This is a genomic window from Salinivibrio costicola subsp. alcaliphilus, assembly GCF_001996185.1.
GTDB classification, from domain to species: Bacteria; Pseudomonadota; Gammaproteobacteria; order Enterobacterales; family Vibrionaceae; genus Salinivibrio; species Salinivibrio costicola.
In genome coordinates, this window is sequence record NZ_MUFR01000015.1 from 52,717 (window position 1) to 75,428 (window position 22,712).

Here is a 22,712-nt window from a genome sequence, read left to right on the forward strand (position 1 = left end):
TCTCTTTATTCGGGATGCTCAATGATAACGTTAAAACGAGAGCATGATTCAAGTCACGTTTTGTATCATTAAGCACAGCCACTGACGCCCTGCTACGCTTGTCTCAGCGGTGCAGGATTAGCAACTGTCTAATAGTGACTATATGGTACCAAGCCATGTCCATGGAAGAAACAGAAAGAGAAGCATTCCGCGCGGTCATCGTATAGGTTTAGGCGGATTGCGCGCGCAATTTAACTGGATTTTACCCATGTGTTTGTGATATAAAGCGCGCCGAAAACCGTCATTATGATCAATCTAGCCATGCTAGGTCTAGCCGAGCTAGGTTTCAGTTTGATGGGGTTCAATTATCATTTTTATTCTTAAATCACACACATATCGACACATTGACCGGGGTGCCCACTAACGGGTCGGTAAATGGGATATGTGGAGGCCTAACCCCGAGAGGAATTTATCATGGCTACTGTTTCAATGCGCGACATGCTCAAGGCGGGTGTACACTTCGGTCACCAAACTCGTTTCTGGAACCCAAAAATGAAGCCATTCATTTTTGGTTCACGTAACAAAGTGCACATCATCAACCTTGAAAAAACCGTACCAATGTTCAACGAGTCACTGGCTGAACTGTCAAAAATCGGTGAGCGTAAAGGTAAAGTTCTGTTTGTTGGTACTAAGCGCGCAGCAAGCGAAGCGGTAAAAACGGCAGCAGAAAACTGCGAGCAGTTTTATGTAAGTAACCGTTGGTTGGGCGGCATGCTGACTAACTGGAAAACCGTTCGCACATCTATCAAACGTCTAAAAGATCTGGAAACTCAAGCGAGTGACGGTACGTTTGAAAAGCTGACCAAAAAAGAAGCGCTGATGTACACCCGTGAGATGGAAAAACTCGACAAATCACTGGGTGGTATCAAGAACATGAACGGCCTACCTGATGCAATGTTCGTTATCGATGCAGATCACGAGCACATTGCCATCAAAGAAGCGAATAATCTGGGCATCCCAGTCTTTGCAGTGGTAGATACTAACTCTAACCCTGACGGCGTTGATCACGTAATCCCAGGTAATGATGACGCAATTCGCGCTATCCAACTGTACCTGAACGCAGCGTCTGACGCTTACAAAGAAGGCCGTAGCCAAGATATCGTCACGCAAGCAGAAGACGAGCTGGTTGAAGTCGCTGAGTAAGACGACAGCTCCTTGTGAGCGTTCTTAGCCATCAGCGTGTCATCTTTCATGCTGTAAGCTAAGTATGGTTAGCAGGGGCCGATATCGGGCCCCTGTTTTTTACCCAAAATAGTTTCGAATCGAGGATTGAACAATGGCAACTGTTACCGCTGCCCTGGTTAAAGAACTGCGCGAGCGCACTGGCGCTGGCATGATGGAATGTAAAAAAGCACTGGTTGAAGCGAACGCTGACATCGAAGTTGCAATCGAAAACATGCGTAAGAGCGGCGCGGCAAAAGCAGCGAAGAAAGCTGGCCGTGTTGCTGCTGAAGGTGTCATCCTAGTTAAAGAAAACGACGGCAAAGCTGCGATCGTTGAAATTAACTGTGAAACTGACTTTGTTGCTAAAGACGCGAATTTCGCTGCATTTGCTAACCAAGTGGCAGAAACAGCACTGGCTGAAGGCCTAGCAATCGACGCGCTGAAAGAAAAATTCGAACAGCAGCGTGCTGAGCTTGTTGCAAAAATCGGTGAAAACATGGATATCCGCCGTGTTTCATTCATCGAAGGCGAGAAAGTCGGTTCTTACCGTCACGGCGATCGCATCGGTGTGGTTGTTGCTGCGAAAGCTGACGAAGAAACCATTAAACACGTTGCTATGCACATTGCCGCGTCTAAGCCTGACTACGTGAATCCTGAAGATGTGCCTGCTGACGTTGTTGAAAAAGAGAAGAAAATTCAAGTTGATATCGCAATGGAATCAGGTAAGCCAGCTGATATCGCAGAGAAAATGGTTGTTGGCCGTATGAAGAAATTCACCGGTGAAATTTCTCTGACAGGTCAAGCATTCGTGATGGATCCAGCACAAACTGTGGGTCAAATGCTGAAAGAAAAAGGTGCCGAAGTGACTAACTTCATCCGTTTTGAAGTGGGCGAAGGCATCGAGAAAGAAGAAGTAGACTTTGCTGCAGAAGTTGCTGCTGTACAACAAAGTTAATTCTTGCTGACTCAGACCGCGGTGCTCGCCGCGGTCTTCCATAACCTTCTTCCCTAATTAGTGCCTAATAGAAAGGTAGTGAAATGACTACAAATCCTAAGCCTGCATATCAACGAATTTTACTTAAACTGAGCGGTGAAGCCCTGCAGGGCAAAGATGGATTCGGTATCGATCCCACCGTGCTTGATCGTATGGCGCAAGAAATAAAAGAACTGGTCGAGCTGGGTGTTCAGGTAGGATTGGTCATCGGTGGCGGGAATTTATTCCGTGGTGCGGGTCTTGCTGAGGCGGGAATGAACCGTGTTGTGGGCGATCACATGGGTATGTTAGCTACCGTGATGAACGGTTTGGCGATGCGTGACGCACTTCATCGTGCCTATGTGAACGCACGAGTGATGTCAGCGATTCCTCTAAACGGTGTATGTGACAGCTATAACTGGGCTGAAGCCATCAGCCAACTTCGTAATGGTCGGGTGGTGATTTTCTCTGCTGGGACCGGCAACCCTTTCTTTACTACCGACTCGGCTGCCTGTTTACGCGGTATTGAAATTGAATCCGATGTGGTGATTAAAGCGACCAAAGTCGACGGTGTATACAGTGATGATCCAACCAAAAACCCAGATGCAACACTTTATGACTCGCTGACATATCAAGATGTGTTAGAAAAAGAGTTGAAAGTGATGGATTTGGCCGCATTTACACTTGCACGCGACCATAAACTGCCTCTTCGTGTATTTAACATGAATAAGCCAGGTGCGTTACGCCGTGTCGTGATGGGTGAAGCAGAAGGCACCTTGATCACTAACAGCTAAGCCAATATTGGTGGCATAATCTTACAAATTAATTCAATCGCAAGGATATTCCCGTGATTAATGACATAAAAGACGACGCCAAAGCGCGTATGGAAAAAAGTGTAGAAGCGCTTAAGCACACGTTAGGTAAACTGCGCACTGGGCGTGCACATCCAAGCCTACTAGAAGGCCTTACCGTTGAGTATTACGGCGCGCAAACGCCTTTAAACCAACTTGCGTCTATTGTTGCTGAAGATTCGCGTACCTTGGCGATTAGCGTGTATGACAAGCAAGTAACCCAAGCGGTTGAAAAGGCGATCATGACCTCTGACCTAGGCTTGAACCCAGCCTCAGCAGGTACCGTGATCCGTGTGCCTTTGCCACCACTGACCGAAGATCGCCGTAAAGACATGGTGAAAGTTGTTCGTTCTGAAGGTGAAAATGCGCGTGTTGCAGTACGTAACATCCGTCGTGATGCCAATAGTGATCTCAAGGCACTATTAAAAGACAAAGAAATTTCAGAAGACGACGAGCACCGTGCGCAAGATGACATTCAAAAGTTGACTGATGAAGCGGTTAAGAATGTTGATGCACTTCTTGATGCAAAAGAAAAAGAGTTGATGGAAGTCTAAATCTCATTAGACTTTACCGCCAATGCTAAAGCGCTGTGCGTGCAGTACAGCGCTTTTTATTTGCCAAGGAGAAACATGAGTTCCCAGTCTCTTGATGCGCAGCTCGAATCTGCCGCTTTACCGCAACACATCGCCATTATCATGGATGGCAATGGACGCTGGGCCAAGGCTCGCGGAAAAGCCCGTGTGTTCGGGCATAAAGCGGGCGTCAAAGCGGTACGTAAGACCGTCAAGGCGGCGTCTGAGCTTGGTGTGAAAGCGCTAACTTTATTTGCGTTTAGTAGTGAAAACTGGCGTCGTCCAGAAGACGAAGTCAGCGTATTGATGGAGCTATTTATCAATGTGCTATCGCGTGAAGCTAAACGGCTCGACAGCCATGGTGTGCAATTACGCATTATTGGTGACACCTCTCGATTCAGCCCTTCTTTGCAAACGAAAATTGCCGAAGCTCAAGCGTTAACGGCAAATAATGACCGTTTGGTACTCAATATTGCGGCGAATTACGGTGGGCAATGGGATATTACCCAGGCAACACGTCGTGTCGCTGAACAGGTTGTCGCCGGTCACTTACAACCCAATGATATTGGGGAACAGGATATTGCGCGTCATTTAATGTTGGCAGATTTACCGGATGTCGATTTAATGATCCGCACCAGCGGCGAATGCCGCATCAGTAACTTTATTTTATGGCAAGCTGCCTATGCAGAGTTATGTTTTACCGAGCAATATTGGCCTGATTTCAACGAACAAAGTTTGTATGATGCCGTGGCTTGGTATGTCAATCGTGAACGACGTTTTGGCTGCACCGGCGAGCAAATTAAAGCCATGATAACAACGGATAAGTAACCACGAGGAATCAGTTTGCTCAAACAACGTGTTTTAACCGCGGCCTTGTTAGTCCCGTTAGTGGTCGCTGGAGTCTTTTACTTACCGTTTCCTGCATTTGTTGCAGCGATAGCGGCTGTCACTTTAATTGGACTTTGGGAATGGACGCAGTTTGTCTCGGCGTCTTCGCGTCTTTTTACCTTTATTATCCCTGCTGCAGCGCTGGCGCTTTCGCTCTTTAGTATTCCTTTTAGTGCCATGGCGCTTGGGCATGTCACACTGCCACCTTTCGCACTGGCGGCAACCGGCGCGGCTTGGTGGCTATTCGCAACCGTGTTAGTGCTCTCATACCCTCGCTCAGGGGCGTATTGGACCCACAGCAAGTTACTACGCCTACTCTTTGGTCTCGTTACCCTGTTACCGTTTATGTGGAGTGTCTTGCTGTTGCGTGCAACAGACTACCAGTTCTCCTCTTTTTATGGCGCCAAGTTAGTGCTGCTGGTTTTTGTCCTTGTATGGTGCGCAGATAGTGGTGCCTATTTTGCCGGGAAAAAATTCGGTAAACATAAAATGGCCCCTGCGGTCAGCCCGAATAAAACCCTCGAAGGATTACTGGGTGGGCTCACTGCGGCAGTGGCAGTGACCTGGTTAGGGACGCATCTGTTAAACATCCATTTCGCCAATGTTGGCGTGTTCTTGGCTGTCACTGTGGTGACCGCCTTGGCGTCCGTGTTGGGTGACTTAGCGGAGAGTATGTTTAAACGCGTCGCTGGGGTGAAAGACAGTGGTAATTTGCTTCCAGGTCATGGGGGCATTCTTGATCGCATTGATAGCTTAACGGCAGCGTTCCCAGTGTTTACCGTGTTGTACTTCGCATTTGCGAATTAAGTGAAACGAGTCTTCGACATGCAAAGAATCACCGTATTAGGCGCCACAGGTTCTATTGGCTCCAGTACCCTAAAAGTGGTTGCAGCCAACCCTGAAAAGTTTGAAGTCACGGCATTGGCTGCACATACCAATGTCGAGAAAATGATTGCGTTATGTGTCGATTGGCAACCTGCTTACGCCGCGATGGCCAATCGCGCGTCAGCGCAACAGTTGCGTCATGCGTTGCTTGAAAGAGGGAACGGCACCGAAGTACTCGCTGGCGAGGACAGTTTATGTCACCTTGCGGCATTACCTGAAGTGGATATGGTGATGGCGGCAGTTGTTGGCGCGGCCGGGCTGTCTTCAACAATGGCGGCGGTTAAAGCGGGCAAACGGGTGCTGCTTGCCAATAAAGAAGCCTTGGTAATGTCTGGGCAGTTTTTTATTGATGCTGTTTATCAATACGGCGCTGAGCTGCTGCCCATCGACAGTGAACACAATGCGATCTTTCAATGCTTGCCGCAATCCGTGCAGCAACAGCCTGGACGCTGTGATTTGCAATCGGCCGGCGTCAATAAAATTTTGCTAACAGGCTCGGGTGGACCATTTCGCTATCGTGACCCACAAAGCTTAGCGACCGTCAGTGTTGAAGAAGCCATCGCACATCCTAATTGGTCGATGGGGCCAAAAATCTCGGTCGATTCAGCAACCATGATGAATAAAGGTTTGGAATACATTGAGGCGCGATGGTTATTCAACGCCCAGCCTCATCAACTGGAAGTGGTGATCCACCCGCAGTCAGTGATCCACTCCATGGTACAGATGTGTGATGGCTCGGTGCTCGCGCAATTGGGTACGCCCGATATGTGTACGCCGATTGCTCATGCAATGGGATATCCTGATCGCGTTCAAGCGTCGGTAGCGCCTCTTGATTTCACTCAAATTGGCGAATTTACTTTTATGGCACCGGATGCGTGTCGTTATCCTTGTCTTTCGCTCGCGATCGCAGCCTGTGAGCAGGGGCAAGCAGCAACCACCACGCTCAATGCCGCCAATGAGCAAGCTGTCGCCGCGTTTCTTGCCGGAAAAATCAGCTTTATGGATATTGCTCGCATCAATGAGCAGGTATTGACCCAATCATCGCTTCCCACGCCAACAAGCTTGGATTGCTTATTTGAGCTGGATAGAATAGCTCGCATGGCTGCCAATGAGCAGATTACTAAGGTGACAAAATGAGCGATTTTCTTTGGAACGCGGCGGCGTTTATTGTCGCGCTTGGCATACTGGTTGCAATTCACGAATACGGTCACTTTTGGGTCGCTCGTCGCTGTGGTGTAAAGGTTGAGCGTTTTTCAATTGGTTTTGGTCGCGCATTATGGCGCTGGTACGGCAAAGACAATACCGAATACGTGATTGCTGCGATCCCGCTCGGTGGCTACGTCAAAATGTTGGATGAGCGTATTGAGGCTGTTCCTGACGCAGACAAGCACCGCGCATTTAACAACCAACCCCTATGGCAACGTAGCGCCATTGTCGCCGCCGGCCCTATCGCTAACTTTATCTTTGCCGCCTTTGCGTATTGGCTGGTGATGATGATCGGTGTTCCTGCTGTCAAACCTGTGATCGGCGAAATATCCCCCAACTCGATTGCTGCTGAAGCCGGAATCGAATCAGGAATGGAACTAACCCAAGTTTCCGGCGTCGAAACCGCTGATTGGCAAGCGGTTAATTTTGCGTTGATCGGGCATATTGGTGATGAGAGCATGACCCTCACTGCGAAACAGAGTCCAGCGCAAACTTATCAACGCGATTACACCCTAGATCTCACGCAATGGCAGTTTGATCCAGAAAAACAATCGCCTTTGACGACGCTTGGCATCACGCCTTATCGACCCGCGATCACATTGTCGGTCGCACAAGTGGTTGAACAGAGCGCGGCAGCGCAAGCTGGACTCGAGCAAGGTGATAAGATCGTTGCCGTGGATGACACTGAGTTGGCATCATGGCAAGCGCTCGTTGCGGTGATCAAACGAAGTCCCAATCAAAGCTTGTCGCTGACAATCGTCCGCGATGGGGAAACGCAAAATTTGACACTCACCCCGGATGCGCGTGACGTTGAAGGTCAAATGACAGGGTATGCGGGGATTGCTCCTCAAATGGCAGCATGGCCTGAATCATACCGTTTCACGCAACAATATGGGCCGTTAGCGGCGATACCAGAAGCGGTCAATAAAACGGGCCAAGTGATCAGCATGACCGTCAATATGATAAAAAAATTGATCACCGGTGATGTGGGTGTGAACAACTTAAGTGGTCCTATATCGATCGCGAAAGGCGCGGGCATGACAGCAGAGATCGGGTTGATCTCATTTTTAGGGTTCATGGCACTGATCAGTGTGAACCTAGGCATTATCAATTTACTTCCTCTGCCCGTATTAGATGGCGGCCATTTGCTGTTCTTTGGGATTGAGGCTGTGACACGAAAACCGGTTTCCGAGCGTGTACAGGACTTTGGGTATCGTATCGGCGCTGCCGTGTTGATGATGGTGATGGCAGTGGCATTGTTTAACGACTTCGCCCGACTTTAAACGGTTAGTATTCAAGGATAAGTCAGATAGCACATGGCGATGAAAAAACTATTAATAGCGTCTCTTTTAGTCAGCAGCAGTATGGCGCATGCTGACACATTCGAGGTAAGCGATATCCGCTTTGAAGGCCTACAGCGCGTCAGCTTAGGGGCTGCATTGCTATCGATGCCGGTCCGTGTGGGTGACAACGTCGACGACGAGGATGTGGCAGATGTGATAAATGCACTGTTTGCCTCGGGTAATTTCGAGGATGTGCGCGTCTATCGCGATGATGAAACCTTGCTGGTTAAAGTCGTGGAGCGTCCTACTATTGCGAGCATTTCGTTCTCAGGCAACAAAGCAATTAAAAAAGAGCAGTTACAAGAAAACCTCACGTCTTCCGGGCTGCGTGTCGGTGAGGCGCTTGATCGGACAAAGCTTAGTAATATTGAGAAAGGCTTAGAAGACTTTTATTACAGTGTGGGTAAATACAGTGCGTCGGTAAAAGCCGTTGTTACGCCTTTGCCGCGAAATCGCGCGGATTTGAAGTTTGTATTTACTGAGGGCGTCTCGGCCAAGATTGAGCAGATCAATTTCGTGGGGAACGACGTCTTCAGTGATGACGCATTACGCGATAGCTTCGATTTGCGTGCCGATGTGCCGTGGTGGAATTTCTTAGCCAACGAAAAGTATCAAAAGCAGGTGCTTGCTGGCGATCTGGAAAAACTGCGTAATTTTTATCTCAATCGTGGGTATTTAAAGTTTCGCGTTGAATCGACCCAGGTGGCTATTTCGCCAGATAAAAAGGGTGTTTACATCACTCTGAATGTGAATGAAGGCAAGCCGTATGAGATTGCTGATGTCAACTTTCGTGGCGATCCGCAAAACGAAGACACTTACCGTTCATTGGTTAGCTTTACCCGTGGTGATACCTACAATGGCGATAAGGTGACTGCACTCGAAGAGGCCATTAAGCGCCATCTTGGTGAAACCGGCTTTGCCTACCCCAAAGTCAATACCATGCCGACTTTTGACGATGACAACCAACAAGTCTCACTGACCGTGAATGTCGAGCCGGGTAAGCGTATCTACGTGCGCAATATCCGCTTTTCCGGGAATACCACGTCTAAAGATGAAGTGTTACGCCGCGAAATGCGACAGCTGGAAGGAACCTGGCTAAACTCCAAAGCGGTCACTCGGGGGAAAGAGCGGTTGAGTCGTACCGGCTTTTTCCAAAACGTGGAAGTGGATACACAACGCGTGCCGGGAACGGACGATCAAGTCGATGTTAACTATAAAGTCAAAGAAGCCAACTCCGGTAGCATTAACTTTGGTGTCGGTTACGGTACCGAGTCTGGCGCCAGTTTACAGCTCGGTTTGCAGCAAGATAACTTTGCCGGTACCGGTAATCGCTTTGGTATTAATGCCATGGTCAATGATTACCGTAAAAACCTAACGTTGGAGTACCGAGACCCTTACTTTACCCTCGATGGTGTCAGTCTGGGTGGTAAGGTATTTTACAACGAGTTTGAAGCGCGCGATGCCAATATTGTTGAGTATACCAACGAGAGTTACGGGACAAGCCTGACGTGGGGTTTTTGGACCGATGAGTTGAATTCAGTCGATTTCTCGCTAGGGTATACCCACAACAAAATTGAAAATATTGGTAAATACTACCAAATCGATAAGTTTCTTGAACGCCATAATGATCACTTAACGAGCAATGGTGGACTCGAAGTTGATGATTTTGATATGTCCGTCTCATGGACGCGCAATAATCTCAACCGTGGCTACTTTCCAACCGCCGGTAATTATCAGCGAGCCTCTTATCGCATGACAGTGCCGGGGTCCGACGTTCAGTATTTTAAAATGCAGTACGATATTCGCCAGTATATGCCGCTGACACAAGAGCATGAATTTACGCTCTTAACGCGTGGTCGTCTCGCGTATGGTAACGGCTATGGTCAAACCAACGGCCAAGACCATATGCTGCCGTTTTATGAAAACTATTATGCCGGTGGCTTCTCATCTCTGCGTGGCTTCCGCTCGAACTCGGTAGGCCCTAAAGCTATTTATGAAGCAGATGGCTCTGAGCAGCCGGACGGGGACATTGAACAATCCGAAGGGTCTTACGGTTCAAGTGATGCGGTTGGTGGTAACGCCATGGCGCTTGCCAGTGTTGAGCTGATTGTACCGACGCCATTTGCTTCAGATGAAGCACGCGAGCAAATCCGTACCAGCGTCTTTATTGATGCCGCCTCTGTGTGGGACACTGAGTTTGATCGCCAAGAACTGGTCGATATGGGCTATCCCCCAGGTACAAAAGACTACTCAGATCCATCCAATGTCAGTGCCGCTTACGGTGTGGCACTGCAGTGGATGTCACCGATGGCACCTTTGGTGTTTTCCATCGCAAAACCTATAACTAGCCAGCCTGGCGACGATGAAGAGTTCTTTACCTTCACGATCGGGCGCACATTCTGATGATCAGAAAGGAGACTATTGTGAAATCATTTTTGAAAGCAGCGGGACTGAGTGTCGCGGTATTGACCACGTCCATGTACGCATCAGCGGCTGATGCTGCACAGAAAGTGGGCTACGTATCAACCGGCGCTGTGATGTCGCAGCTGGCGCAAAAAAATAACCTCAATGAAAAATTGCGTGGTGAATTTAAAGATCGCGTCGCAGAGATTGAACGTTTGAAAGAAAAGCTCTCAAAAGGCGTGGAAAAACTTAAACGTAATGGTGAGTTGATGAGCGAAGACGAGCGCGTGAAGCTACAACGCGAGCTTCAGTCGATGGAGTCTGACTATAAACTCAAAGTAAAAGCCTTGCAGGAAGATCAGCGCAAGCGCGGCGGCCAAGAAGAGTCTAAGCTGGTGCAAAAGCTGAAAAAAGCCGTCGATAAAGTGGCAGAGCAAGAGGGCTATGACATCGTGATTGATGCCAATGCCGTTTTGTATGCGAACCCAAGTGATGATTTGTCTGAAAAAGTGATTAACGCAGTTAACTAACCGTCGAGGAGCCCATGGTTTCAATTACTCTCGCTGAATTAGCGGAAAAACTGGATGCACAGCTCCACGGAGACGGCGCTGTAACGATAACCTCGCTTGCAGGGATGAATTCAGCGGGAGAAGGGCAAATCACCTTCTTATCGAGTCCGAAATATCGGAAGGGTCTTGCACTGTGTCGTGCTAGCGCGGTGATGCTTAAAGAAGGCGATCTTGCCTATTGCCATGGCAATGCCTTGGTGGTGGCAGACCCCTATTTAGCCTACGCGAAGGTCGCACAAATTTTAGATACGACCCCTGCCTGCGCCACCGATATTGCGTCGTCAGCGGTCGTTGCAAATGATGCCATCCTAGGTGAAGGTGTCGCCATTGGTCCTAATGCGGTGATTGAATCTGGGGCGTTAATTGGTGACAACGTTCAAATTGGCGCAGGTTGCTTTATTGGTAAGGGCGCAAAACTCGGCGCGCGGACAAAACTGTGGGCCAATGTTAGCGTCTATCATCATGTCGTTATCGGTCAAGATTGTTTGGTTCAAGCAGGAACAGTGATCGGCGCAGATGGGTTTGGCTACGCCAATGACAAAGGCAAATGGATTAAAATCCCTCAGCTTGGCCGGGTTGTGATTGGTAACCGAGTCGAAATAGGTGCCTGTACCACTATCGACCGTGGGGCGTTGGATGATACCGAGATTGCTGATGGCGTGATTATCGACAATCAGTGCCAGATTGCGCATAATGTCTCGATTGGTGAGAACACGGCAATCGCGGGTGCAACGGTAATGGCAGGCAGCCTCAAAGTAGGCAAACACTGCATTATCGGTGGCGCCAGCGTGTTTAATGGCCATATGGAAATCACAGATAACGTGACCATCACAGGAATGGCGATGGTAATGCGGCCAATCACTGAGCCGGGCATGTATTCGTCCGGTATTCCGTTACAGCCCAACCGCGAGTGGCGGAAAACAGCCGCGCGTGTGCTCAAAATTGACGAGATGCACAAGCGACTTAAAGAGCTGGAACATCAGCTCGACAAACAAGATTAACGCCGAGAATAGCAGGCCCGCCTTAGTAACGCGGGCCGTTTTGCGTTAATGAAGTCAGTATTGGATTTGAACGGGAATACTACCTTGACTCGCGAAAACAAAGTTCTATATATCAATGAAATCAAAGAGCTGTTACCACACCGCTATCCTTTTTTGTTGATTGATCGTGTTACCGATTTTGAAGAAGGGCAATACCTTCACGCGATTAAAAATATTACGGCTAATGAGCCTCAGTTCACCGGGCATTTTCCGCAGCTGCCGGTGTTCCCAGGCGTACTGATCCTAGAGGCGATGGCGCAAGCGACAGGCTTGCTCGCGTTTAAGACCTTCGGTAAGCCGAAAGACAACGAGCTATACTATTTTGCAAGCATTGATAATGCTAAATTCCGCCGCCCAGTCTCGCCAGGCGACCAACTGGTTCTCGAGGTAGAATTTATTAAAGAGCGCCGAGGTATTGCGGCCTTTACTGGCGTCGCAAAAGTCGATGGTGATGTTGTCTGCTCGGCTCAATTAAAGTGCGCAAGAAGAGAGATCTAATTGTGATCCACGAAACTGCCTATATCCATCCCGCTGCCGTTGTCGAAGACGGTGTAGTTCTGGGGGAAAACGTAAAAATTGGCGCCTTTTCTTATGTGGGGAAGGGTGTAGAGATCGGTGCAGGGACCGAAGTGATGACCCATGTGGTGATCAAAGGGCCTACGCGTATTGGTTGTGATAATAGAATCTATCAGTTCGCCTCCATTGGTGAAGCATGCCAAGATCTTAAATATGCTGGTGAGCCAACAACATTGGAAATTGGTGATCGCAATACCATTCGGGAAAGCGTGACCATGCACCGCGGCACGGTGCAAGATAAAGGCGAAACCAAAGTTGGCAGCGACAACCTGTTTATGATTAATGCCCACGTCGCCCATGATTGTGTGGTGGGGAATCATTGTATTTTTGCCAACAATGCGACTTTGGCAGGACACGTCCATGTCGATGACTATGCGATAGTGGGCGGGATGTCAGCTATTCACCAGTTCTGCGTCATTGGTAGTCATGCCATGCTCGGTGGCGGATCCATTGTGGTTCAAGACGTGCCACCGTATGTGATGGCTCAAGGCAATCACTGCGCACCGTTTGGGATCAATGTGGAGGGTCTCAAACGCCGTGGCTTCGACAAGTCCGCCATTCGGGCCATTCGTGCGGTGTATAAAAACATGTATCGCGCCGGTAAAACGTTAGAAGAAGTGAAAAAAGAGCTCGCGGCGCAAGCAGAAGACGAACCTGCATTGGCGTTGTTTGTTGACTTTTTTGCACGCTCAACGCGAGGCGTTATTCGTTAATGTTACCGAGTGAGCGTCCATTACGGGTTGGAATCGTCGCCGGAGAAATCTCCGGCGATGTTTTAGGTGAAGGCCTCATCAAGGCACTGCGCGCCCAGCACCCGAATATTGAATTTGTCGGCATTGGCGGCCCACGAATGATAGCGCAAGGCTGCCAGAGCCTGTTTGATATGGAAGAGCTGTCCGTGATGGGGCTGGTCGAGGTCTTGGGTCGACTGCCGCGTTTATTGAATGTGAAGGCCGCGCTGGTGAAGCACTTTACTGCTCATCCGCCTGATGTCTTTATTGGTATTGATGCGCCGGACTTTAACTTACGTCTTGAAGCATCATTAAAAAAAACCGGAATAAAAACCGTCCATTACGTCAGCCCGTCAGTGTGGGCGTGGCGGCAAAAGCGGATCTTTAAAATTGCGGCCGCCACGGATCTTGTCTTAGCGTTTCTGCCCTTTGAAAAAGCGTTTTACGACAAGTTCGACGTGCCGTGTGCCTTTGTCGGTCACACCATGGCGGATAGCATTCCGATGCAAGTGGATAAAACGGCGGCACAGCAAACCCTAGGGCTTGACCCTAATAAACGTTGGTTAGCGGTCCTTCCGGGAAGTCGCGGCAGTGAAATGGCGATGTTAGCCCCGCCGTTCATACAAGCCTGCCAACAGCTTGCGGCACGTTATCCGGAACTTGGCTTTGTGGTTGCTTTGGTTAACTCGGCACGTCGCGAACAGTTTGAGCAAGCTTGGCAGGCCATTGCCCCAGAGCTTTCGTTTAGCTTGGTTGACGATACAGCGCGCCAGGTTATTAGTGCGGCCGATTCTGTGTTGCTGGCGTCGGGAACCGTCGCGCTTGAATGCATGTTACTCAAGCGTCCTATGGTGGTGGGCTACCGCGTGAAACCACTGACAGCATGGCTGGCAAAGCGTTTGCTTAAGACCCAGTATGTCTCGTTGCCGAATATTTTAGCAGACGCGCCACTGGTGCCTGAACTGCTACAGGAAGACTGTCAGCCAGAGGCGTTAGCGAAGGCCGTTAGTGATCAGCTTGATAGCGATAATCAAGCACTGTTGTCCACCTTTACTGCGTTGCATCAAACCATTCGTCAAAATGCGGATGCCTCCGCCGCCAAGGCAGTATTAACACTATTGGGTCACCATGACTGAACAACCTTTTGTATACCCGGACGCCAACGTGATTGCTGGTGTTGATGAGGTCGGGCGAGGCCCGCTTGTCGGCGCGGTGGTGACAGCGGCGGTGATTTTAGATCCCAATCAGCCGATTGTTGGATTAACCGATTCAAAGAAATTGAGCGAGAAAAAGCGGCTTGCGCTGTATGATCAGATCAAGCAAAAAGCGCTTTCATGGTCTGTTGGACGTGCTGAGCCTGATGAAATTGATGCACTCAATATATTACACGCCACGATGCTAGCGATGCAGCGTGCGGTGAATGGGCTGTCGGTTACTCCAGATTATGCGCTGATTGACGGTAATCGCGTACCTGACTTACCGATGCCGGCGCAAGCCGTTGTGAAAGGTGACTTACGCGTGGCGGAAATCAGTGCCGCCTCAATTTTAGCCAAGGTCGATCGCGATCATGAAATGGCGTTGCTGGATGCCGCGTATCCAGGCTACGGATTTGCCCAACATAAAGGGTATCCGACTAAAGTTCATATGGCCGCTTTAGCTGAGCACGGTGCCTTACCGATGCATCGTAAGAGCTTTAAGCCGGTTAAACGCGCACTCGGTATCGACTAGTGCGCGCTATTTATCTCAGCCAATCATAGTGAAGTAGCGAGTTTTATGTCTGAGCCACGTTTCGTCCACTTACGCATTCATAGTGATTACTCCATGGTTGATGGAGTGTCCAAAGTGCCGCCATTGGTAAAAAAAGTGGCGGAAATGGGCATGCCTGCGATGGCACTCACCGATTTCAGTAATTTATGTGGGTTGGTTAAGTTCTATAACACTGCGAACAATGTGGGTGTTAAGCCCATTATCGGGGCAGATTTTAATGTTCAGTCTGATGCGTTTGGCGATGAGTTATGTCAGCTAACCCTGCTTGCCACCAATAAAGTTGGGTACAAAAACCTGACATTACTGATCTCCAAAGCGTATTTGCGCGGCCATGTGCAGCATCGTCCTGTGATTGATCAACAATGGCTCGTTGACCATGCCGAAGGCCTAATTGTGCTATCTGGCGGCTGTCGTGGTGATTTGGGTCGTGCTTTACTGAAAGGCAACCAAGCGCTCGCTGAACAGTGCGCACACTTCTACCAGCGGTACTTTCCTAACGCTTACTATATGGAGTTGGTGCGGACCGGACGCCAAGATGAAGAGAGCTACCTCCATTTTGCGGTCGACTTTGCTGCCGAGCATGATTTACCTGTCGTGGCGACCAATGAAGTCTGTTTTCTCTCGCCCGATGAATTTGATGCTCACGAAATTCGCGTCGCGATTCATGATGGCTTTACGCTCGATGACCCGCGTCGGCCTAAACACTACAGTGCAGAGCAGTATTTACGCACTGAGCAAGAAATGTGTGAGCTGTTTGCGGATATTCCCGAAGCACTCACCAATAGTGTTGAAATAGCCAAACGCTGTAATGTGCCTGTTCGGCTAAACGAATACTTCTTACCGAACTTCCCGACCGAGGGAATGGACATTGATCAGTACCTGGTTAAACGCTCGCAAGAGGGGTTGGAAGAACGTCTCGCCTTTTTGTTTCCTGATGAAGCAGAAAGAGCACGTCGACGACCCGACTATGACGCACGCTTAGAGCGTGAGCTTGGCGTGATTAACCAAATGGGATTTCCCGGGTACTTTTTGATCGTCATGGAGTTTATCCAATGGTCAAAAGATAACGATATCCCCGTTGGTCCAGGGCGCGGTTCGGGCGCTGGCTCATTGGTTGCGTATGCCCTCAAAATCACCGACCTGGATCCGCTGCAATTTGATCTGCTTTTCGAGCGCTTTTTGAATCCCGAGCGTGTCTCGATGCCGGATTTCGATGTCGATTTCTGTATGGATAAACGCGATCTGGTGATCGACCATGTCGCCGAAATGTACGGACGTGATGCGGTATCTCAGATCATTACCTTTGGTACCATGGCGGCCAAGGCGGTTATTCGCGATGTAGGTCGGGTGTTGGGTCACCCTTACGGCTTTGTTGATCGCATTTCTAAACTTGTGCCTCCTGATCCAGGGATGACTCTTGAGAAAGCCTTTGACGCAGAGCCCCAGCTGGTCGAAGTCTATAACAATGATGAAGAAGTCAAAGCGCTGATCGACATGGCGCGGAAGCTGGAAGGGGTCACACGTAACGCGGGTAAGCATGCGGGCGGGGTAGTGATTTCGCCCACGACGATTACCGATTTCTCGCCACTCTATTGTGATAGCGAGGGACACCACCCTGTTACCCAGTTCGATAAAAATGATGTTGAAACCGCAGGCTTGGTGAAGTTTGATTTCCTGGGCCTGCGAACCCTGACGATCATCGACTGGGCGTTGGGCATGATCAATCCTCGCTTGAAAGCCAAAGGGCTGGATCCGATTGATATTACCGCGATCCCGATGACTGATCAGGCATCCTTTGAGATGCTGCGCAAAGCCGAGACGACCGCGGTTTTCCAGCTGGAATCGCGTGGCATGAAAGAGCTGATCAAGCGTCTTCAGCCCGATAGTTTTGAGGACATGATCGCTTTGGTGGCGTTGTTCCGGCCGGGCCCGTTGCAATCAGGGATGGTCGATAACTTTATTGACCGTAAGCATGGCCGAGAGCAGGTTTCTTATCCCGATGAGAAGTGGCAACATCCGTCACTGCAAGAAACGCTTGAGCCGACTTATGGCATCATTCTCTATCAAGAGCAGGTGATGCAGATTGCGCAAACGCTAGCGGGGTATACTCTGGGCGGTGCAGACTTGCTGCGTCGTGCCATGGGTAAGAAAAAGCCCGAAGAAATGGCCAAGCAGCGTGCAATCTTTGAGAAAGGGGCGATCGCCAACGGCATTGATGGCGAGCTGGCGATGCGCATCTTCGACTTAGTAGAAAAGTTCGCCGGTTATGGCTTTAACAAATCGCATTCAGCGGCATATGCGCTAGTTTCTTATCAAACGCTGTGGCTAAAAGCGCACTATCCCGCTGAGTTTATGGCGGCGGTGATGACCGCTGATATGGATAACACCGATAAAGTCGTGGGGCTGGTTGAAGAGTGTCGCCGCATGAAGCTGACGGTGTTACCGCCCGATGTGAATGCGGGTCTGCATCATTTTACCGTGAATGACCAAGGTGAGATTGTCTACGGTATTGGGGCGATTAAAGGGGTTGGCGAAGGCCCTATTGATACAATTGTCGCGGCTCGCGAGCAAGACGGTTATTTCCGAGACTTGTTTGATTTTTGTGCTCGAATTGATACTAAAAAAGTCAACAAACGTGTGATTGAACGGCTGATCCGCGCCGGTGCTATGGATAAACTGGGGCCACATCGTGCTGCGATGATGGCGTCTGTCGATGAAGCGATTCGCGCCGCGAGCCAACACCATCAAGCTGAAGCATATGGGCAAACCGATATGTTCGGGGTATTAACTGATGCCCCTGAAGAAGTTGAGCACGCCTACGCGCATGCGGCCCCTTGGCCAGATAAAGTATGGCTAGAGGGAGAGAGAGAAACGCTAGGGTTGTATTTAACCGGTCATCCCATTAATAGTTACCGCAAAGAGCTGAAAAATTATGTGACCTGGCGGCTGGAAGATGCGCACGCAACTAAACGCGATGTGATCTCGACCGTTTCAGGGTTGGTGATTGCAGCGCGGGTCATGACCACCAAACGCGGCTCTCGGCTGGGGATACTGACCCTGGATGATCGTTCGGGCCGAATGGAAGTGATGCTTTTTTCTGACGTGCTCGACAAATATCTTGATCTAGTGGAGAAAGATCGCATTCTGGTGGTCTCAGGACAGGTCAGCTTTGATGACTTCAACGGGGGGCTTAAAATGACCGCCCGTGAATTGATGGACATTAGCCAAGCGCGGGAAAAATACGCGCGTTGTTTGGGCATATCGATGTCATCTAAGCAAATAGAGGCACCCTTTTTTGAACGATTTCATGATGCACTGGCGCCGTATCGTTCGGGTACGGTGCCGGTGAATATCTATTATCAGCGTGATGATGCGCGTGCTCGGTTGCGTTTAGGCGCGGAATGGCGTGTGACGCCAACCGATGAATTAATCGACACCTTGAAAGGCTTGCTCGGTAATGATCAAGTCGAATTAGAGTTTAACTAAGCCAGGCTGGTGACGTATCGCGTACACTGGCGGTGACCAATAGGATTCTCTTGGTATGAGTCTTAATTTTTTAGAGTTCGAAAAACCGATCGCAGAATTAGAAGCCAAAATTGAGGCCCTTCGTGCGGTGTCCAAGCGTGGCGGAGAAGACGCGGTTAACTTAGATAAAGAAATCGAGCAGCTGGAAACCAAAAGCGTTGAGCTTACTCGAAAGATTTTTGCTGATTTAGGTGCTTGGCAAGTCGCGCAGTTGGCGCGTCATCCACAACGCCCTTACACCTACGATTATCTGAACCGGATTTTTCACGAATTTGATGAGCTGGCCGGCGATCGTGCGTATGCCGACGACAAAGCATTAGTCGGTGGATTGGCGCGTCTTGAGGGACGTCCAGTGATGGTGATCGGTCACCAAAAAGGGCGTGATACTAACGAAAAGGTAAAACGTAACTTTGGAATGCCAAAACCAGAAGGGTACCGTAAAGCATTACGCCTGATGAAGATGGCGGAACGGTTTAATATTCCTGTGATCACCTTTATTGATACCGCCGGCGCGTATCCTGGTGTGGGCGCGGAAGAGCGCGGCCAGTCGGAAGCGATTGCTCGAAACCTTAAAGAAATGGCTGGGTTAACTGTCCCCATTATTTGTAATGTGGTCGGTGAAGGAGGCTCTGGAGGAGCGTTAGCGATAGGCGTAGGCGATTACGTTAACATGCTGCAATACTCAACCTATTCGGTGATTTCGCCTGAGGGATGTGCGTCGATTCTTTGGCGTGATTCAGCAAAAGCCCCTCAAGCGGCGGATGCAATGGGGATCACAGCGCCACGGCTTAAAGAGCTGGGTTTAATTGATACTGTGATTAGCGAACCACTTGGGGGCGCCCATCGCGATTTAACCGCGATGGCAGAGCGTATTAAAGACACCTTGTTGGCCCAGCTGGCTGATTTGGAAGGCTTGGATACGGAAAGCCTGCGCGATCGTCGTTACCAGCGTTTATTGAACTACGGTTATTGCTAAGCCGTTATGGTATTTATAGGGATAAAAGGGCCTTCGGGCCCTTTTCTTTTTACCAGCGGCCAGCAACAATGGCCGATTATATCGACAGTGAATGCCTATGCTTTACCAACAACTTTGTGATTGTTTGGCACCGTTAACCACGACGCCACGGCAGATCATTCTCGCATTAAGCGGTGGTCTGGACTCTCGGGTGCTGCTTGCACTGTTGGCTCAGTATCGTGATCAGCACCCCCAGCATTGTTATCGGGTGGTCCACGTCAATCATGGTTTGCAACTGCAGGCTGAACAATGGGCGAGACAATGCCAACACTGGGCTGCACAAGCGGGCTTTGACTGTCGAATTGAGCATGTTGAACTAGACAGTGCGCTCAGTCTTGAACACGCCGCGCGTGAAGCAAGGTATCAGGCCTTGCAACAACATCTAGAGCCGGAAGGTTTAGTATTGACGGCGCAGCATGGTGACGATCAGGTTGAAACATTTTTCCTCGCGCTAAAGCGTGGCAGTGGCCTCGACGGATTAGCAGGGATGCCCGAGGTGCGTCCATTAGGACAGGGCTGGCTCGTGCGGCCTCTCTTAGCCCAATCACGTGCTGCCCTTGCAAGCTATGCCAGCAGCCATGGGCTGAGTTGGATTGATGACCCTAGCAATCAGCAAACTCGCTTTGATCGCAACTTCTTACGTCAGCACTGGTTACCGGAAGCCGATGCGCGCTGGCCTGGCTTTCGACAAGCCGTTCAACGCACACAGCGCCTATGTGCAGAGCAATCCTCGCTGCTGACGCGTTTTATCGCGCCGATAGTGGAAAATGCACTGAGTGATTCAGGCGCGTTACCGATCGCGGTACTCCCCCAAGCGGATCCTGCCATGGCGCATGCGCTGCTCCGTCATTGGCTAAAGCGATATAAGTTGGTGCTCACTTATGCGCAGTTACAGGTGCTTATCCGTGACGTGATCCACGCCAAACAAGACGCTAACCCGTGTTTGACGATCGCAGATGTCAGTATTCGTCGCTATCAGCAACAGCTTTATGTCGTCACACCTTGTGCCGATTTATCGCAGTGGCAAGGAGAGTTAACACTGGAGCAGCCTCTGACGCTACCCGATGGGCTTGGACAATTGCACTTGTTGCCCTTTGAGGCGACAGCGCCAGGTTTAGCGCTCGGACCATTAACCTCAACGCTCAAGGTCCACTTTAATCCGAGTGGCTTAGCAATGCATCCTGTTGGGCGGCAAGGGCGGCGAAAATTGAAGAAGCTCTATCAAGAGGCGGCGATCCCAAGTTGGTTACGTCGTCGGCAACCTATTGTCTGTGACGATCAGGGCGTGGTAGCGGTGGCTGACCATTTTGTTCGTCTAGGGGCTAGTGGTCAGCAATGGCGACTCGTTTGGCAACGTTAGCGTTAGTCTTTGCAAACGGATGTTTACCTATTTTTACTCCGTTAAACCGAGGACAAAAGAAACATCGCGCATCATGGCGGCATAATAGCATGCCCGTCTAGTGATGATTAATTGAGCAGTTAAGCGCCCCGGGCTTGCTTAATTTTCCCGAATTACTTAATGTACTAGTCTAATGATACATGAGGTGAGTGGTAATGGCATCAAGTCGCGAGTTATTCGGTACTAGAATTGGCTTCGTTCTCGCTGCAGCAGGGGCTGCGGTTGGGCTCGGTAATATTTGGGGTTTTCCGACACAAGCGGCCAGTAATGGCGGGGGCGCTTTTTTGCTCGTCTATCTTTTGATGATTCTGCTGGTCGCGTTTCCGATGCTGGTGGTCGAGATGGCGATAGGCCGTCATGGTCGAGCTAACCCGCTAGATAGTATGCGTGCATTAAGTGACAACCCACTAATGAAGCGCTTAGGCAGTAGTGTGGGTCTTATTGGCCTTGCGGTGCCTTGTATGGTGTTAGCGTTTTATAGCATCGTTGGTGGTTGGTTAGTGTCATTTTTGCTCGCCGCGGTCGCAGAGATCCTGCAATTTACCGATACAGCGGCTTGGTTAAAAGGCTTTTCGGCGTCGCGTAACCTGTTTGGTGCTATCCTTTTTTATGTTTTGACTATTTTTATCGTCCAAGCCGGGGTCAAGCAAGGGATCGAACGCTGGTCAACGCGTTTGATGCCTGCGCTATTTGTCTTATTTGCCGCCATGTTCATCTACATCATGACATTGCCAGGCGCGACAGAAGGACTAAAGCACTATCTCATCCCAGACTTTAGCAAGATCATGGACAAAGACTTGTTGCTAGCCGCGATGGGGCAAGGGTTCTTTTCGCTGACGATTGGTGGGTGCTCGATGTTGATTTATGGCTCTTACCTTAGCCAGAAAGAGAATTTGCCGAAGATGGCCTTGAGTGTGACTTTGGTGGATACTGCTGTGGCGGTAGTCGCGGGGTTAGTGGTATTGCCAGCGATGTTTGTGGCGATGCATCAGGGCGTCGAAATCTATGCTCAGGATGGCAGCTTACTTAGCGCCGATACCTTAGTATTCACCGTGTTACCCTTGCTGTTTGAAAGCTTAGGTGCTGCTGGCCCCTATGTGTCTTTGGTCTTCTTCTTATTAATGACGATTGCCGCACTGACGTCTTCTATTTCTATGCTCGAGTGTCCGGTTGCACTGGCTAGCGAGCGGTTAGGATCAAATCGTAAATTGACAAGCTGGGTGCTTGGCGGCTTGATTGCGGCGTTTAGTGCAGTGATTGTTTTCCACTTTGGTACTTTGTTCGGGTTAGTGGCAAAAGTGGCGACGCAATACTTCCAGCCTTTTGCTGCTTTACTGTTTTGCTTATTTGGTGGCTGGATCTGGGCGCGTGACCGTAAATTGTCTGCCTTACGTGAGGGCTATGAAGAGATTGAACAGAGCCTTTTTTGGAAAATTTGGCCCGCCTATGTGAAGTTCGTGTGTCCTATTTTGGTGGCAACTGTGTTATGGGTGTCACTGGGTTAAGCGAACACGCTCACAGGGTGAATTGAGATAAAAAGCGGACATCATGTCCGCTTTTCTCGTTTTAATCCTGATTACCGAAATTGCTTCGTTGCTTCCAGGTAGTCAAAGCCCGCGTCTTTAAGCCGAGCACAGAGAGCGGCTTTATCTATCTCGTAATAGCGAACCAAATCGTCCAAGCCATCGAATTCATCACGCAGCTTCATGTTGATGATGCTCATCAGCATCACAGGATCCATGGTCGCGTAATTGTTTAAATCCATC

20 protein-coding genes are annotated in these 22,712 nt (G+C 49.7%); 19 read left to right on the top strand and 1 reads right to left on the bottom strand.

The window, feature by feature from the left end; translation table 11 throughout:
- The first annotated feature begins 453 nt into the window (after nucleotides 1-453).
- The 19 genes from rpsB to BZJ21_RS07045 all read left to right on the top strand — a co-directional run bounded on the left by rpsB (nucleotide 454) and on the right by BZJ21_RS07045 (nucleotide 22,451).
- Nucleotides 454-1,182 (top strand): 30S ribosomal protein S2, encoded by a 729-nt coding sequence (rpsB, locus tag BZJ21_RS06955; RefSeq protein ID WP_021022004.1) that lies wholly within the window; start codon nucleotides 454-456, stop codon nucleotides 1,180-1,182.
- Nucleotides 1,183-1,315: 133 nt separating this feature from the next.
- A complete protein-coding gene (gene tsf, locus BZJ21_RS06960) occupies nucleotides 1,316-2,158 on the top strand; it encodes a translation elongation factor Ts (RefSeq protein WP_021022003.1) in 843 nt (280 codons plus the stop codon).
- Nucleotides 2,159-2,241: 83 nt separating this feature from the next.
- Complete coding sequence (pyrH, locus tag BZJ21_RS06965) at nucleotides 2,242-2,970, top strand: UMP kinase (RefSeq protein ID WP_021022002.1); 729 nt, start codon at nucleotides 2,242-2,244, stop codon at nucleotides 2,968-2,970.
- Between the two features lie 53 nt (nucleotides 2,971-3,023).
- On the top strand, nucleotides 3,024-3,581 hold the full coding sequence (frr, locus tag BZJ21_RS06970; RefSeq protein WP_021022001.1) for a ribosome recycling factor: 558 nt from the start codon (nucleotides 3,024-3,026) through the stop codon (nucleotides 3,579-3,581).
- Nucleotides 3,582-3,656: 75 nt separating this feature from the next.
- A complete protein-coding gene (locus tag BZJ21_RS06975) occupies nucleotides 3,657-4,427 on the top strand; it encodes an isoprenyl transferase (RefSeq protein ID WP_021022000.1) in 771 nt (256 codons plus the stop codon).
- A 15-nt stretch (nucleotides 4,428-4,442) separates the two neighbouring features.
- Complete coding sequence (locus tag BZJ21_RS06980; RefSeq protein WP_021021999.1) at nucleotides 4,443-5,294, top strand: phosphatidate cytidylyltransferase; 852 nt, start codon at nucleotides 4,443-4,445, stop codon at nucleotides 5,292-5,294.
- A gap of 18 nt (nucleotides 5,295-5,312) precedes the next feature.
- Nucleotides 5,313-6,509, top strand: coding sequence for a 1-deoxy-D-xylulose-5-phosphate reductoisomerase (gene ispC / locus BZJ21_RS06985; RefSeq protein ID WP_077669432.1), 1,197 nt, complete (start codon nucleotides 5,313-5,315; stop codon nucleotides 6,507-6,509).
- The gene (gene rseP, locus BZJ21_RS06990) at nucleotides 6,506-7,861 is read left to right on the top strand and encodes a sigma E protease regulator RseP (protein ID WP_021021997.1); all 1,356 of its coding nucleotides are present in this window, start codon (nucleotides 6,506-6,508) and stop codon (nucleotides 7,859-7,861) included. The genes ispC and rseP overlap by 4 nt, the downstream gene beginning before the upstream one ends.
- A gap of 33 nt (nucleotides 7,862-7,894) precedes the next feature.
- Entirely contained in the window at nucleotides 7,895-10,324 is a 2,430-nt protein-coding gene (gene bamA / locus BZJ21_RS06995; protein ID WP_077459731.1) for an outer membrane protein assembly factor BamA, read from the top strand.
- A gap of 20 nt (nucleotides 10,325-10,344) precedes the next feature.
- Nucleotides 10,345-10,854, top strand: a complete 510-nt coding sequence (locus BZJ21_RS07000) for an OmpH family outer membrane protein (protein WP_021021995.1) — start codon at nucleotides 10,345-10,347, stop codon at nucleotides 10,852-10,854.
- A 14-nt stretch (nucleotides 10,855-10,868) separates the two neighbouring features.
- On the top strand, nucleotides 10,869-11,894 hold the full coding sequence (lpxD, locus tag BZJ21_RS07005; RefSeq protein WP_077459730.1) for a UDP-3-O-(3-hydroxymyristoyl)glucosamine N-acyltransferase: 1,026 nt from the start codon (nucleotides 10,869-10,871) through the stop codon (nucleotides 11,892-11,894).
- A gap of 84 nt (nucleotides 11,895-11,978) precedes the next feature.
- Nucleotides 11,979-12,431: a 3-hydroxyacyl-ACP dehydratase FabZ gene (gene fabZ / locus BZJ21_RS07010; protein ID WP_077576836.1), complete on the top strand. Its 453-nt coding sequence runs from the start codon at nucleotides 11,979-11,981 to the stop codon at nucleotides 12,429-12,431.
- Nucleotides 12,432-12,433: 2 nt separating this feature from the next.
- The gene (lpxA, locus tag BZJ21_RS07015) at nucleotides 12,434-13,222 is read left to right on the top strand and encodes an acyl-ACP--UDP-N-acetylglucosamine O-acyltransferase (RefSeq protein WP_021021992.1); all 789 of its coding nucleotides are present in this window, start codon (nucleotides 12,434-12,436) and stop codon (nucleotides 13,220-13,222) included.
- Nucleotides 13,222-14,376 (top strand): lipid-A-disaccharide synthase, encoded by a 1,155-nt coding sequence (gene lpxB / locus BZJ21_RS07020; RefSeq protein WP_077669433.1) that lies wholly within the window; start codon nucleotides 13,222-13,224, stop codon nucleotides 14,374-14,376. Before lpxA ends, lpxB begins: the two co-directional genes overlap by 1 nt.
- The gene (gene rnhB / locus BZJ21_RS07025) at nucleotides 14,369-14,968 is read left to right on the top strand and encodes a ribonuclease HII (protein ID WP_077459727.1); all 600 of its coding nucleotides are present in this window, start codon (nucleotides 14,369-14,371) and stop codon (nucleotides 14,966-14,968) included. The genes lpxB and rnhB overlap by 8 nt, the downstream gene beginning before the upstream one ends.
- Nucleotides 14,969-15,013: 45 nt before the next feature.
- Entirely contained in the window at nucleotides 15,014-18,493 is a 3,480-nt protein-coding gene (gene dnaE, locus BZJ21_RS07030) for a DNA polymerase III subunit alpha (RefSeq protein WP_077669434.1), read from the top strand.
- A gap of 55 nt (nucleotides 18,494-18,548) precedes the next feature.
- Nucleotides 18,549-19,508 carry an acetyl-CoA carboxylase carboxyl transferase subunit alpha gene (accA, locus tag BZJ21_RS07035; RefSeq protein WP_021021988.1) on the top strand — a complete coding sequence of 320 codons (960 nt, stop codon included), beginning with the start codon at nucleotides 18,549-18,551 and terminating at the stop codon, nucleotides 19,506-19,508.
- Nucleotides 19,509-19,605: 97 nt separating this feature from the next.
- Entirely contained in the window at nucleotides 19,606-20,907 is a 1,302-nt protein-coding gene (gene tilS / locus BZJ21_RS07040; protein WP_158075511.1) for a tRNA lysidine(34) synthetase TilS, read from the top strand.
- Nucleotides 20,908-21,101: 194 nt separating this feature from the next.
- Nucleotides 21,102-22,451, top strand: a complete 1,350-nt coding sequence (locus BZJ21_RS07045; RefSeq protein WP_077669436.1) for a sodium-dependent transporter — start codon at nucleotides 21,102-21,104, stop codon at nucleotides 22,449-22,451.
- 71 nt (nucleotides 22,452-22,522) lie between these two features.
- On the opposite strand, the gene BZJ21_RS07050 is transcribed toward BZJ21_RS07045, so the two are convergent.
- Nucleotides 22,523-22,711: a DUF4250 domain-containing protein gene (locus BZJ21_RS07050; protein ID WP_077576830.1), complete on the bottom strand. Its 189-nt coding sequence runs from the start codon at nucleotides 22,709-22,711 to the stop codon at nucleotides 22,523-22,525.
- Nucleotide 22,712 lies beyond the last annotated feature (1 nt).